The sequence below is a fragment of the Agrococcus sp. HG114 genome, assembly GCF_024723325.1.
GTDB lineage: Bacteria > Actinomycetota > Actinomycetes > Actinomycetales > Microbacteriaceae > Agrococcus.
On the sequence record NZ_JANQCH010000062.1, the window covers coordinates 1 to 13,512 of the forward strand.

The 13,512-nt window shown below is 74.3% G+C and carries 12 protein-coding genes and 1 riboswitch; of the genes, 10 read left to right on the forward strand and 2 right to left on the reverse strand.

Annotation, left to right across the window (positions count from 1 at the left end):
- Both NWP09_RS07690 and NWP09_RS07695 read right to left on the reverse strand, forming a co-directional pair.
- A partial coding sequence (locus NWP09_RS07690) for an SMC family ATPase (RefSeq protein WP_258274938.1) occupies window positions 1-692 on the reverse strand: 692 nt, incomplete at its 3' end.
- On the reverse strand, window positions 689-1,852 hold the full coding sequence (locus tag NWP09_RS07695; protein ID WP_258274939.1) for an exonuclease SbcCD subunit D: 1,164 nt from the start codon (window positions 1,850-1,852) through the stop codon (window positions 689-691). The genes NWP09_RS07695 and NWP09_RS07690, both read right to left, overlap by 4 nt.
- Before the next feature lie 98 nt (window positions 1,853-1,950).
- On the opposite strand from NWP09_RS07695, the gene NWP09_RS07700 reads away from it, so the two are divergent.
- The 10 genes from NWP09_RS07700 to NWP09_RS07745 form a co-directional block, all read left to right on the forward strand.
- On the forward strand, window positions 1,951-4,797 hold the full coding sequence (locus NWP09_RS07700; protein ID WP_258274940.1) for a Na+/H+ antiporter subunit A: 2,847 nt from the start codon (window positions 1,951-1,953) through the stop codon (window positions 4,795-4,797).
- On the forward strand, window positions 4,794-5,240 hold the full coding sequence (locus tag NWP09_RS07705; RefSeq protein WP_258274941.1) for a Na(+)/H(+) antiporter subunit C: 447 nt from the start codon (window positions 4,794-4,796) through the stop codon (window positions 5,238-5,240). Before NWP09_RS07700 ends, NWP09_RS07705 begins: the two co-directional genes overlap by 4 nt.
- Complete coding sequence (locus NWP09_RS07710) at window positions 5,240-6,748, forward strand: Na+/H+ antiporter subunit D (RefSeq protein WP_258274942.1); 1,509 nt, start codon at window positions 5,240-5,242, stop codon at window positions 6,746-6,748. Before NWP09_RS07705 ends, NWP09_RS07710 begins: the two co-directional genes overlap by 1 nt.
- Window positions 6,745-7,275 (forward strand): Na+/H+ antiporter subunit E, encoded by a 531-nt coding sequence (locus tag NWP09_RS07715; RefSeq protein ID WP_258274943.1) that lies wholly within the window; start codon window positions 6,745-6,747, stop codon window positions 7,273-7,275. The genes NWP09_RS07710 and NWP09_RS07715 overlap by 4 nt, the downstream gene beginning before the upstream one ends.
- Window positions 7,275-7,607: a monovalent cation/H+ antiporter complex subunit F gene (locus tag NWP09_RS07720; RefSeq protein ID WP_258274944.1), complete on the forward strand. Its 333-nt coding sequence runs from the start codon at window positions 7,275-7,277 to the stop codon at window positions 7,605-7,607. Before NWP09_RS07715 ends, NWP09_RS07720 begins: the two co-directional genes overlap by 1 nt.
- Window positions 7,604-8,023 carry a monovalent cation/H(+) antiporter subunit G gene (gene mnhG, locus NWP09_RS07725; RefSeq protein ID WP_258274945.1) on the forward strand — a complete coding sequence of 140 codons (420 nt, stop codon included), beginning with the start codon at window positions 7,604-7,606 and terminating at the stop codon, window positions 8,021-8,023. The genes NWP09_RS07720 and mnhG overlap by 4 nt, the downstream gene beginning before the upstream one ends.
- Before the next feature lie 31 nt (window positions 8,024-8,054).
- Window positions 8,055-8,141: riboswitch (glycine riboswitch) on the forward strand.
- A 58-nt stretch (window positions 8,142-8,199) separates the two neighbouring features.
- On the forward strand, window positions 8,200-9,333 hold the full coding sequence (gene gcvT, locus NWP09_RS07730) for a glycine cleavage system aminomethyltransferase GcvT (RefSeq protein WP_258274946.1): 1,134 nt from the start codon (window positions 8,200-8,202) through the stop codon (window positions 9,331-9,333).
- Window positions 9,330-9,689, forward strand: coding sequence for a glycine cleavage system protein GcvH (gene gcvH, locus NWP09_RS07735; protein ID WP_258274947.1), 360 nt, complete (start codon window positions 9,330-9,332; stop codon window positions 9,687-9,689). Before gcvT ends, gcvH begins: the two co-directional genes overlap by 4 nt.
- Complete coding sequence (gene gcvP / locus NWP09_RS07740) at window positions 9,689-12,532, forward strand: aminomethyl-transferring glycine dehydrogenase (RefSeq protein ID WP_258274948.1); 2,844 nt, start codon at window positions 9,689-9,691, stop codon at window positions 12,530-12,532. Before gcvH ends, gcvP begins: the two co-directional genes overlap by 1 nt.
- The coding region (locus NWP09_RS07745; RefSeq protein ID WP_258274949.1) for an ABC transporter substrate-binding protein at window positions 12,532-13,512 on the forward strand (981 nt) is incomplete at its 3' end. The genes gcvP and NWP09_RS07745, both read left to right, overlap by 1 nt.

Genomic DNA, 13,512 nt, shown 5'->3' on the forward strand with positions numbered 1-13,512 from the left:
GCGTGGGCGTCGTCGTCCGGCCCGACCGCGGCGGTGAGCGCCCGCACGCGCGCGACGCGGTCGTCGCGCAGCTGCTCGAGCGCGGCGCGCTCGGCCACGACGGCCTTCGCGTCGGCGATCGCGAGCTCGCGCAGCCGGCGCATGCTGCCGGTGCCGAACAGCCGCTCGAGCAGCGCCTTCCGCTCGTCGCTCGAGGCCGCGAGGAACTCCGCGAAGCCGCCCTGGGCGAGCAGGATCACCTGCAGGAACTCGTCCTTCGTGAGCCCTACGAGGCGGCCCACCTCGACGCCCACCTCGCGCGCGCTCGTCGCGATCGCGTCCCAGCCGTCGGCCGTGCGCTCGAGCAGCGACGCCGACGCCTTCTCCCTCGTCGTGCCGGAGCCGCGCTGCTTCGGGCGCTCGTACTCGGGCGATCGCCGCACGCGCAGCACCCGCGAGCCGAGCTGCACGTCGAGCTCGACGAACGTCGGGTGCTCGGGGCCCGCGAGGTCGCTCCGCAGGTGCGCGCGCTCGTCGTAGCGGGGCACCGAGCCGTAGAGCGCGAAGCACACCGCGTCGAGGATCGTCGACTTGCCGGCGCCGGTGGGCCCGGCGATCAGGTACACGCCGTCGGCGTCGAACGCGGCGAAGTCGATCTCGAAGCGCTCGCGGAAGGGCCCGAAGCCCGCGAGCTCGAGCCGCAGCAGCCTCACAGGGCGGCCTCCTCGGCCGCGACGCGCGCGAGGCCCTCGCGCACGAGCGCCGCCTCCTCGGGCGTCGCCCCGGCGCCCGCGCGCACGTGGGCGAGGAAGTCGCCGACCACCTCGGCCTCGCTCCGGCGCGCGAGGCGCTCGCGGAGCGCGAGCGCGGGCGCGTCGCCCGCGCCGACCCACACGACCTCCGCCGCGTGCGGCCAGCGCTCCTGCAGCCTCCGCATCGCATCGAGCGGCCGCACGCGGTCCGTGAGCCGGGCCCGCACCCAGTCGGGCTCGGTGCCGGCGAGCGCCGGATCGGCGAGGAGGGCCGCGAGCTCGCCCTCGATCGTCGTGAGGCGCCTCGGCACGGGCAGCGGCACCCACTCGACCGACGCGAGGCCCTCGGCGCCGAGCTCGACGAGCCACGCGCCCCGCTCCGGCGAGCGCTCGCGGAACGAGTAGTGCAGCGGGGCGCCCGAGTAGCGCACGCCGGGCGCGAGCTCCTGCCGCGAGTGCAGGTGGCCGAGGGCGACGTAGTCGATCCCGTCGAACGCGCTCGTCGGCACCACGTCGAGGCCGCCCGCGGTGATGTCGCGCGGCGCGTCGTCGAGGCGCTCAGCGTCGTCGGCGACGCCCGCGGCGAAGCAGTGCGCGACGACCACCGAGCGCGCCGGGGCCTCCGCGAGCGACCCGCGCACCGCATCCATCGCCCAGCGCACCGCGTGCGCCTGCGTCGCGATGCCCGCCTCGGGCAGCGCGGCCCGCAGCGCGACCGGCTCGAGGTAGGGGACCGCGAACACGTGCACGGGCCCGTGCTCGTCGGCGAGCCGCACGCGCCACGAGTCGGGGTCGAGCGCGTCGGTGCTCAGGTGCAGGCCGCCGGCGCGTGCGAAGGGCGCGTTCGCGCCGAGCCGCGCGGGGGAGTCGTGGTTGCCGCTCGTGAGCACGATCTCGGCGCCGGCCGCCCGGATCGCCGCGAGGGCGCGGGTGAGCGCCTCGACGTGGCGGCCCGCCGGCATCGCCGAGTCGTAGACGTCGCCCGCGACGAGCACGACGTCGACCGCGCGCTCCCGCACGATGCGCGGGAGCTCGGCGAGCGCCTCCTCGAGCCCGTCGAGCGTGTCGGCGCCGTGGAACGTGCGGCCGACGTGCCAGTCGGAGGTGTGCAGCACGCGCATGCCCCCACGCTAGATGCGGCCGCCGACGGCAGGCGCCGACGTGCCGCGCCGATAGGGTGGAGGCAGCCCCTGCCCGCGCTCGAGAGGGACTGCCCCACGTGCTGCTCACCGTGACGACCTTCGCCGTCCTCGGCGTCGTCGCGAGCGCCCTGAGCAGCCGCATGGGGCGCTTCGTTTTCCTGCTGCCGGCGGCGGCGAGCCTCGCCGCGGCGGTGTGGTTCGGCCTGCAGGGCCCGCTCGTCGCGGGCGGCGCGGTGCTGCAGGAGCGGGTCGAGTGGATGCCCGCGCTCGGGATCGCGATCGACCTGCGGCTGGGTGCGCTGCAGTGGGTGCTCGCGATGGTCGTGCTCGGCGTCGGCGGGCTCATCTTCGTCTACTGCGCGTGGTACTTCGACTCGGCGACCCTCGCGGCCCGCACGGTCGGCCTGCTCACCGGGTTCGCCGCGTCGATGCTGCTGCTCGTGCTGTCCGACGACCTCATCGTGCTCACCGTCGGGTGGGAGCTCACGACGCTCTTCAGCTACCTGCTCGTGGGCCTCAACCACCGCTCGGCGAGCAACCGCCGGGCCGCGCAGACCGCGCTCGTCGTCACGACCGTCGGCGGCCTCACCATGCTCGTGGGCATCCTGCTGCTCGAGGCGGAGACCGGCACCTTCTCGCTCGCCGAGATCCTCGCCGACCCGCCGCGCTCGACCGCCGCTGCGTGGGCGGCCGGATGCATGGTCGTGGGCGCGCTGTCGAAGTCGGCGATCGTGCCGTTCCAGTACTGGCTGCCCGGCGCGATGGCCGCGCCGACCCCAGTGTCGGCCTTCCTCCACGCCGCCGCGATGGTCAAGGCCGGAATCTTCCTCATCGCGGCGCTCACGCCCGCGTTCGTCGAGCTGCCCTGGTGGCGCTGGGGCCTCGTGTCGCTCGGCGTCGTCACGATGCTGCTCGGCGCGGTGCGGGCGATGCGGCAGCTCGACATCAAGGTGCTGCTCGCGCACGGCACGGTGAGCCAGCTGGGCCTGCTCGTCACGGTCGTCGGGCTCGGCACGCAGGCGTCGATGCAGGCGGGGCTCGCGCTGCTCGTCGCGCACGCGGTGTTCAAGGCCGCGCTGTTCATGGTCGTCGGCGTCGTCGACCGGTCGACCGGCACGCGCGACCTGCGGGAGCTCGGCGGCCTCGCGCGACGGCTGCCGCTCACGACCGCGGCGGCGATCCTGGCAGCCGCCTCGATGGCCGGGCTGCCGCCAGCGCTCGGCTTCCTCGCGAAGGAGGCTGCGCTCGACGCCGCCCTCGGCGACGCCGCGGGCGACGCGGCGGTGCTCGGCTGGGCCGCCTTCGTCGCGATCGCGATCGGCGCGGCCCTCACCGTCGCCTACTCGCTGCGGCTCATCGTCGGCACGTTCTTCGGCGAGGGCAGCGCGACGATCATGCGGCGGTCGCGCGCGCTCGCGGCGACCCCGGTGGTCCTCGCGCTCGCGGGGCTCGTGCTCGGCTCCGCCGGCGACGCGCTCAGCGCGGCGCTCCACCCGCACGTCGCGACCGTGCCGGCCGGCGAGGAGGCCCCGCACCTCGCGCTCTGGCACGGCTTCACGCCCGCGCTCCTCGCCTCGATCGTCGCGTGGGCGGTCGGGCTCGGCATCCACCTCGCGGTCGGGGCGCGTCGGGGCGGGCCGCAGGGGCAGGACCCGTTCGAGCGCGGCTTCCACGCGAGCATGCGCGGACTCGACCGCCTCGCCGTCGAGGTGACGGGACGCATCCAGACCGGTTCGCTGCCCCTCCACCTCACGACGATCCTGCTCGTGCTCGTGCTGCTGCCCGGCTCTGCGCTCGTCCTCGCGAGCGGGCTCTCGGGCGACATCCGCCTCTACGACTCGCCCGGGCAGGTCGCCGCGGCCGTCATCATCTCGATCGCGAGCCTCTTCGCCGTCACCGCGCGCGGCCGCCTCAAGGCGTTCATGCTCGTGTCGGTCGTGGGGTACGGCGTCGCCCTCCTCTTCCTGCTGCACGGTGCCCCCGACCTCGCGCTCACGCAGGTGCTCACGGAGACCGTCTTCCTCGTCATCCTCGTGCTCGTGCTGCGGCGCCTGCCGAAGTACTTCACCGACCGGCCGCTGCGCGCCGCGCGCTACCTGCGCGCGCTGCTCGCGATCGCGGTGGGCGCGTTCGCGACGCTCGCGGCCCTCGCCGCGCTGCAGGCGCGCACGGCGGAGCCGATCTCCGATGGCTTCTCGAGATGGGCGTACGAGTTCGGGCACGGCGAGAACATCGTGAACGTCACGCTCGTCGACATCCGCGCGTGGGACACCCTCGGCGAGGTCGCGGTCGTGCTCGCCGCCGCGACCGGCGTCGCGAGCCTCATCTTCGTGCGGCGCCCCGCGGCCGGCACGGGCGTGCTGCGGCAGGACGACCCGGCGACGAAGCGCGGCACGTGGCTGCGCGGCGCGTTCACCGACGAGCACATGGCCTCACCCGTGCTCGAGATGATGACCCGGCTGCTCTTCCCCGTGATGATGGTCGTCTCGATCTACCTGCTCGCGGTCGGCCACAACGAGCCCGGCGGCGGATTCGCGGGCGGCCTCGTCGCGGGGGTCGCGCTCGCCGTCCGCTACCTCGCGGGCGGGCGCGACGAGCTCACCGAGGCGGTGCCGTTCGACGCGGGCAAGCTGCTCGGCGCCGGCATGGTCGTCGCGGTGCTCGGCGTCGTGTGGCCCGTGCTCATCGGCGGCCGCATCGGCGAGTCGTACGCGATCGAGTGGACGCTGCCGCTCCTCGGCGAGCAGAAGCTCGTCACGACGCTCTTCTTCGACATCGGGGTGTGGCTCATCGTCGTCGGCGCGATCCTCGACTTCGTGCGGTCGCTCGGCGCCGGCGTCGACCTGCACAGCGAGCAGAACGCCGCGCCGCGCCCGCAGTGGCGCTCCGACCGCTCGCTGCCGGGCCAGGAGGTGCGCCGATGACCCCCACGCTCGTGCTCGCCGTCGCCGGCGGCATCCTGCTCGCCGCCGGCACCTACCTCATCCTCGAGCGCAGCCTCATGCGCATCCTCGCCGGCGTCATGATCGCCGGCAACGGCGTCAACCTGCTGTTCCTCGTCGCGGCCGGCCCGGCCGGCCTCGCGCCGATCGTCGGGAACCCCGAGGGCGAGATCAGCGATCCGCTCCCGCAGGCGATGGTGCTCACCGCGATCGTCATCTCGCTCGCGACGGGCGCGTTCCTGCTCGCGATGTCGTACCGCTCCTTCCAGCTCGAGGGCCACGACGAGGTCGCCGACGACGTCGAGGACGCGATCGTGCGCCGCCGCGCCGAGGCCGACCTCTCGAGCGAGGCCCACGTCGAGCTCACCCCCGAGGAGCAGCCCGACACCGAGTCGGGCGGCCGCTCCGGGAGGGCTGACGCCTGATGGATCTCGCGAACCTCGTCCCCATCCCGGTGCTGCTGCCGCTGCTCGCGGCCGGCGTCGCGCTCGCCCTCGCGCGCCACCCGGCGTGGCAGCGGATCGTCTCGGGCACGACGCTCGCGGTCGTCGCGGCGGTCGCGCTGCTGCTGTGCCTCGCGGCGGATGCGCGGGGCCCGATCGTGCTGTGGGTCGGGGCGTGGCCGGAGGGCCTGGGCATCGCCCTCGTGGCCGACCGCCTGTCGTCGCTGCTCGTGCTCGTCTCGAGCATCGTGACCGCGATCGTCGTGATCTTCCCCTCGCGGCGCGACATCGCCGACAGCGCCGACGGGGCGCCGGTGTCGGTGTTCCACCCGACGTTCCTCGTGCTGACGGCCGGGGTCGCGAACGCGTTCCTCGCGGGGGACCTGTTCAACCTCTTCGTCGGCTTCGAGATGCTGCTGTTCTCGTCGTACGTGCTCATCATGCTCGGTGCGACGAAGGAGCGCGTGCGGGCTGGCAGCACCTACGTCGTCGTGAGCGTGGTCTCGTCCACGCTGTTCCTGCTCGCGCTCGCGCTCGTCTACGGCTCGACCGGCACCGTGAACATGGCGCAGCTGCCCGAGCGGTTCGCGGCGCTCGATCCCGGCCTGCAGCTGACGATCCAGCTGCTGCTGCTCATCGTCTTCGGCATCAAGGCGGCCGTCTTCCCGCTCCAGGCCTGGCTGCCCGACTCGTACCCGACTGCGCCGGCGAGCGTCACCGCCGTGTTCGCGGGCCTCCTCACGAAGGTCGGCGTCTACGCGATCATCCGCCTGCAGACCCTGCTGTTCCCCGAGAGCCCGCTCACCGAGCTGCTGCTCGTCGTGGCGATCCTCACCCTCATCCTCGGCATCCTCGGCGCCCTCGCGCAGGGCGAGATCAAGCGACTGCTCTCGTTCACGCTCGTGAGCCACATCGGCTACATGCTGCTCGGCGTCGCGCTCGGCACCGAGCTCGGCCTCGCGGGCGCGATCTTCTACATCGTCCACCACATCCTCGTGCAGACGGCGCTGTTCATCGTCGTCGGGCTCATCGAGCGCGTCGGCGGCTCGACGAGCCTCGCGCGGCTCGGCGGGCTCGCGTCGGTGCCCCTGCTCGCGGCGCTCTACCTCCTGCCCGCGCTCAACCTCGGCGGCATCCCGCCGTTCTCGGGCTTCCTCGGCAAGGTCGCGCTGCTCGACGCCGCGCTCGCGGTGCCGTCGCCGCTCGCGCTCGCGGCCGTGATCGCGGGCGTCGTGACGAGCCTCCTCACGCTCATCGCGGTCATCCGCGTGTGGCAGCGCGCCTTCTGGCAGGACCGGGGCGAGGACGACGACCGCGTGCACTCGCTGCGCGTGCTCCCGCGCATCTGGGTCGTCGCGGCGTCGACGCTCGTCGCGATCACCGTCGCCCTCACCGCGCTCGCGGGGCCGCTCTCCGACTACGCGCAGCGCGCATCCGTCGACATCATGGGCGGCGCGTACCTGAACGCGGTCGAGGAGGCGATGCCGTGAACCGCCCCGCCCTGCGCTACCGGGTCTCGCTCCCGGCGACGATCGGCCTCGCCGTCATCTGGATGATGCTGTGGGGGCAGCTGAGCCTCGGCGCCGCCGCGTGGGGCCTCGCGGTCGCGCTCGCGATCCAGGTCGTGTTCCCGCTGCCCGACGTGCCGGAGCTCGAGTCGTTCCGGCCCATCGGCTTCCTGCGCCTCGTGCTCGTCACCCTGCGCGGCCTCATCGTCTCGTCGGTCCAGGTCGCGGCGAAGGTGCTCGCGTTCTGGCGGCCGACGCGGAACGCGATCATCCGCGTGCCGCTGCGCAGCGACTCGATCTTCATCACGGTCATCACCGCGGAGCTCGTGACGCTCGTGCCCGGCTCCGTCGCGATCGACGCCGGCGAGGGCTGGCTGCTCGTGCACGTGTTCGACGCCTCGAGCGAGGCCGCGATCGACCGCGCCCGGCGGAGCGTGCGCTCGACGGAGGCGACCGTGCTGCGCGCGTTCGGCACGCCCGAGGACCGCGCGCTGCTGGAGGAGGACTGATGGGCGTCGTGCTCGCGATCGCGGGGGCGATGCTCGTCGCCGCCGCAGCGCTCACCCTCGTGCGGATCGTGCGCGGGCCCGGGCCGAGCGACCGGGTGGTCGCGACCGACGTGCTCATCACGACCGTCGCGGGCGGGCTCGCGGTCGAGGCGGCGATCAACCACCATCACTACACGATCCCGGTCATCCTCGTCGTCTCGCTGCTCGCGTTCGCGGGCACCGTGTCGATGGCGCGGTTCGTCGCCGGACGCGAGGGCGTCGTGGGGCCGGCCCCGGAGCCCGACGCCGGGCTCGAGGGCGACGGGCCGAGCGGCGGGAGGGATCGCGCATGAGCCCCGAGGCCCTGCTCGACGTCGTCGGCGCCGTCCTCATCCTGCTCGGCGCCGCGCTCACGCTCACGGCCGCGGTCGGCATCGTGCGGCTGCCCGACGTGCTCAACCGGATGCACGCGGCGTCGAAGCCGCAGACGCTCGGCTTCCTGCTGCTGTGCGTCGGCCTCGCGCTCGTGCTGCGCGAGGGGAGCGCGACCGCGATGCTCGCCGTCGCGGCGTGCCTGCAGCTCGTCACCTCGCCCGTCGCGACGCAGATGATGGCGAAGGCCGCGCACCGCACGCGCCAGTACCGCGCGGATCTCGTCGTCGACGACCGGGATCGCGAGGGGCAGGGGGACGAGCCGCCGCGCGCCGAGGAGGCGCCCGGCGGGGGCGAGTCGGGATCCGCGCGCGACGGGGAGCCCGGCACCCGATAGGATCGGCGCAGCAACGCACAGCCGGCCGCTGCACACCCGTGCGGGAGAGCCCCTCCGGGGGCACCGAAGGAGCAAGCCTCCCCGCCAAACTCTCAGGTCCTCGAACCGCACGGGAAGGCCGCTCTGGAGCGATCGGGCGATCGTGACAGTGGGGGAGTCCAGACTCTGGAGGACTCATGACCGCAAGCGCCACGGCGCACCCCGCCTCGCCGCTCCTGCACGTGCACGAGGAGGCCGGCGCCCAGCTCATCGACTTCGCCGGCTGGCAGATGCCCGTGCGGTACGGCTCCGACCTCGCCGAGCACCAGGCGGTGCGCGAGCGCGCCGGGCTCTTCGACCTGAGCCACATGGCCGAACTGCGCGTGCGCGGCGCCGAGGCGGGCGCCTTCCTCGACCACGCGCTCGCCGGCCGCCTCTCGGCGCTCGAGCCGTGGCAGGCGAAGTACTCGCTGCTGCTCTCGGAGCAGGGCGGCATCGTCGACGACCTCATCGTCTACCGCGTCGACGAGTCGAGCGGGCCGGGCGCCGAGTTCCTCGTCGTCGCCAACGCATCCAACCGCCATGCGGCGCTCGAGGCGCTCACCGCGCGCGCCGCCGGCTTCGACGCGACCGTCGTCGACGAGACGGAGGAGACGGGGCTCGTCGCCGTGCAGGGGCCCGCGGCCGCCGCGATCGTCGCGCAGCTCGGGCTCGAGTCCGAGCCGCTCGACGCGCTGCGCTACTACCGCGCGCTGCCCGCGGTCTTCGAGGGCGAGGACGTGCTCGTCGCCCGCACCGGCTACACGGGCGAGGACGGCTTCGAGCTCTACATCGCCGCGCACGCGACCGAGGCGCTCTGGCGCGCGATCGTGATCGCCGGCGAGGAGCACGGGCTCGCGCTGTGCGGGCTCGCCGCTCGCGACACGCTGCGCCTCGAGGCCGGCATGCCGCTCTACGGCAACGAGCTCTCGCTCGACGTGCTGCCCGAGCAGGTCGGGCTCGGCCGCGTCGTCGCCCTCAAGACGAAGGGCGACTTCGTCGGCCGCGCCGCGATCGAGGCCGGCCCGGCCGAGGGTGCGCCCGTGCTCGTCGGCCTCACCGCGGAGGGCCGCCGCGCGCCGCGCGCCGGCTACCCCGTGCTCGACGGCGACCGCGAGGTCGGCCGCGTCACGAGCGGCGCGCTGTCGCCGACCCTCGGCCATCCGATCGCGATGGCCCTCGTCGAGCCCGGCGCCGCCGGCTCCGACTCCCTGACCGTCGACGTCCGCGGCACGAGGCTGCCCGCGGTCGTCACCCAGCTGCCGTTCTACAAGCGAGAGGCCACAGCATGAGCGAGACCAAGTACACCGCCGACCACGAGTGGGTGCGCACCGAGGGCGACGTCGCCACGATCGGCATCACCGAGTACGCCCAGTCGGCGCTCGGCGACGTCGTGTTCGTCGACCTCCCGGGCGTCGGTCGCTCGTTCGCGGCCGGCGAGGCGATCGGCGAGATCGAGTCGACGAAGTCGGTCGGCGAGCTGCTCGCCCCCGCCGCGGGCGAGGTCGTCGAGGTCAACGACGAGGTCGCCGGCGACCCGACGCTCGTCAACTCGGCCGCTGAGGGCGCCGGCTGGCTCGTGAAGGTGCGCTTCACCGAGGAGCCCGAGCTGCTCGACGAGGCCGCCTACCGAGAGCTCACCGCCTGATGCGCCCGTTCGTCGACCGCCACATCGGCACCGATGGGGCGGCGCAGGAGCGCATGCTCTCGGTCGTCGGCTTCGACTCGCTCGAGGCGCTCATGGACGCGGCCGTGCCCGCGGGGATCCGCACCGCGGGCGCCCCGATCGGCGAGGCCGCGACCGAGACGCAGGCGCTCGGCGAGCTCCGCGCGCTCGCGGCGCGCAACCGCGTGCGGCACAGCGCGATCGGGCTGGGCTACTCCGGCACCGTCACGCCCGCGCCCATCAAGCGCCTCATCCTCGAGAACCCCTCGTGGTACACCGCCTACACGCCGTACCAGCCCGAGATCAGCCAGGGCCGGCTCGAGGCGCTCATCAACTTCCAGACGATGGTCGCCGACCTCGCGGGCCTCGACATCGCCAACGCGTCGATGCTCGACGAGGGCACCGCCGCCGTCGAGGCGATGCTGCTCGCGCGCCGCGCGTCGAAGTCCGCCTCGTCGGTGTTCGTCGTCGACACCGACCTGCTGCCGCAGACGAAGGCGCTGCTGCGCCACCGCGCGCCCCGCACGGGCATCGAGCTCGTCGAGCTGCCGCTCGCCGAGACCGCCCCGGCCGACCTGCCCGACTCCTTCGGCGTCCTCGCCCAGCTGCCCGGCGCATCCGGCCTCGTGTGGGACGCGAGCGGGCTCTTCGCGGCGTCGACCGCGATGGGCGGCGTGCCCGTCGCGGCCGCCGACCTCCTCGCGCTCGCGCTCATCGAGGCGCCCGGGCGTCAGGGCGCCCGCATCGTCGTCGGCTCCTCGCAGCGCTTCGGCGTGCCGATGGGCTTCGGCGGTCCGCACGCGGGCTTCATGGCGGTCGCCGAGGCGCTCACCCGGCAGATGCCGGGCCGCCTCGTCGGCGTCTCGGTCGACGCGGACGGCTACCCGGCCTACCGGCTCACGCTCCAGACGCGGGAGCAGCACATCCGCCGCGAGAAGGCGACGAGCAACATCTGCACCGCGCAGGTGCTGCTCGCCGTCATGGCGTCGATGTACGGCGTCTACCACGGCCCTGACGGCATCCGGGCGATCGCGGAGGGCGTGCACGGCGTCGCGACGCGGTTCGCGCGCGCCGCGCGCGAGGCGGGCATCGAGCTCGTCCACGACGCGTTCTTCGACACGGTGCGGATGCGCGTGCCGGGCCGGGCGCGCGCGCTGCAGTCGGCGGCGGGCGACGCGGGCATCCTCGTCCACGCCGTGGACGACGACACCCTGCACGTCGCGTTCGACGAGACGTGGGCGGAGCTCGGCACGGGCGTGCTGCTCGACGCGCTGCTGCCCGCGCTCGGCCTCGCCGACGCCGGAGCGGGGGAGCGCGCGATCCCCGCCGCGCTCGAGCGCGAGAGCGAGTTCATGACGCACGAGGTCTTCAGCGCGCACCGCTCGGAGACGCAGCTCATGCGCTACGCGAAGCGGCTCGCCGACCGTGACTACGCGCTCGACCGCGGCATGATCCCGCTCGGCTCGTGCACGATGAAGCTCAACGCGGCCGCCGAGATGGAGGCCATCACGTGGCCCGAGTTCTCGCAGCTGCACCCGTACGGGCCGATCGAGGACGCCGAGGGCTCCCTCGCGCTCATCGACCAGCTCGGCGAGTGGCTCGCGCGCATCACCGGCTACGACACCGTCTCGCTGCAGCCGAACTCGGGCGCGCAGGGCGAGCTCGCCGGGCTCATGGCGATCCGCGGCTACCACGACTCGCGCGGCGACGAGCACCGCGACGTCGTGCTCATCCCCGCCTCGGCGCACGGCACGAACGCCGCGTCGGCGGTGCTCGCGGGCATGCGCGTCGTCGTCGTCGCCACGCGCGAGAACGGCGACGTCGACGTGGCCGACCTCGAGGCGAAGATCGGCACGCACGCGGGCCGGCTCGCGGCGCTCATGATCACGTACCCGTCGACGCACGGCGTCTACGAGTCCGAGATCCGCCGGGTGACCGACCTCGTGCACGAGGCGGGCGGCCAGGTCTACATCGACGGCGCGAACCTCAACGCGCTCCTCGGCCACGCGACCTTCGGCGACATGGGCGGCGACGTCTCGCACCTCAACCTGCACAAGACGTTCTGCATCCCCCACGGCGGCGGCGGCCCGGGCGTCGGCCCGGTCGCGGCGAAGGCGCACCTGGCGCCGTTCCTGCCGCGCGACCCGCGCGAGGAGTCGCAGCTCGTCGACGGCGTGCGCGTCGGGGTCAACCCGATCTCGGCCGCGCCGTGGGGCTCCGCGTCGATCCTGCCGATCTCATGGGCGTACGTGCGCATGATGGGCCTCGAGGGGCTCACGAAGGCGACCGCGAGCGCGGTGCTCGCCGCGAACTACGTCGCGGCGCGCCTGCGCGAGCACTTCCCGGTGCTCTACACGGGCGAGCAGGGGCTCGTCGCGCACGAGTGCATCCTCGACCTGCGCCCGCTCAAGGAGGCGACGGGGGTCTCGAACGACGACGTCGCGAAGCGGCTCGTGGACTACGGCTTCCACGCGCCGACGATGTCGTTCCCGGTCGCGGGCACGCTCATGGTCGAGCCGACGGAGTCGGAGGACCTCGCGGAGCTCGACCGCTTCGTCGACGCGATGATCGCGATCAAGGCCGAGGCGGACGCGATCGGCCGCGGCGAGGTGGCGCTCGAGGAGAGCGCGCTGCGCCGCGCGCCGCACACGCCCGGCTCGATCGTGCACGGCGAGTGGGACCGCCCCTACTCGCGCGAGCAGGCGGTCTTCCCCGTGCCCGGCATCGAGCGCGCCAAGTACTGGCCGCCGGTCGCGCGCGTCGACCAGGCGTACGGCGACCGCAACATCGTCTGCAGCTGCCCGCCCGTGGAGGCGTTCGCCTGATGCGGGAGCGCGGTCGCCGTCCGATCGCCGCCCGGCTGCGCACCACGGTCGCGGCCGCGGCGGTCGCGGCGATCGCGCTCGCCGGCTGCGCGCCCGAGACCCCGTCGCGCGTGCAGGCCGGCACGGCCGTCGAGGTCGCGTGGAGCGGCGAGCTCACCGACGCGAACGCCGCGAGCACGACGGGCGCGACGCCCGGCAACCGCGACGTCGCGGCGATGACCCGCGGCGCCTTCCAGGTCGTGGGGGCCGACGGCGAGCACCGCGCGGACCCCTCGTTCGGCACCGCATCCGTCGTCGAGGGGCCGGCGTTCACCGTGCGCTACGACCTCGCCGAGCACGTGCGTTGGTCGGACGGCGTGCCGGTCGACGCCGCGGACCTCATGCTCGCGTGGGCCGCGACGTCGAACGCGCTCTCGACCGACGGCCTCGACCCCGAGCGCCACCGTGGTCCGGACGGCCGGCTCGACCTCGACGAGGCGCACGTGTGGTTCGACGTCGCCGACGCCGGCGGCATGGTGCACGCGACGGAGCCGCCCGCGCGCGACGACTGGGCGCGCTCGATCGACGTGGCCTTCGCCCAGCCCGTGCCCGACTGGCGCACGGCGCTCGACGTCGCCGTGCCCGCCCACGTGCTCGGGCAGCGGGCCTTCGGGATCGACGACCCCATGCAGGCGAAGAAGCGCGTGCTCGACGCGATCGACGGCGCCGACCCGATCGCGCTCGCGCCGCTCGCCCGGGCGTGGAGCACCGCGCTCGCGATCGACCCGGCCGACCTCGACGAGGCCGCGCTCGTCTCCTCCGGCCCCTACCGCGTCGCCGACGTGCGCGACGGGCGCGTCGAGCTCGTCGCGAACGACCGCTACCACGGCGCCCAGGGCGCGCGCGTCGAGCGGATCGCGCTGCGCTCGGTCGCCGACGACGCCGCGGCGCTCGCGGGGCTCGCGGCGGGCGAGCTCGACGTCGCGACGATCGCCCCGGGG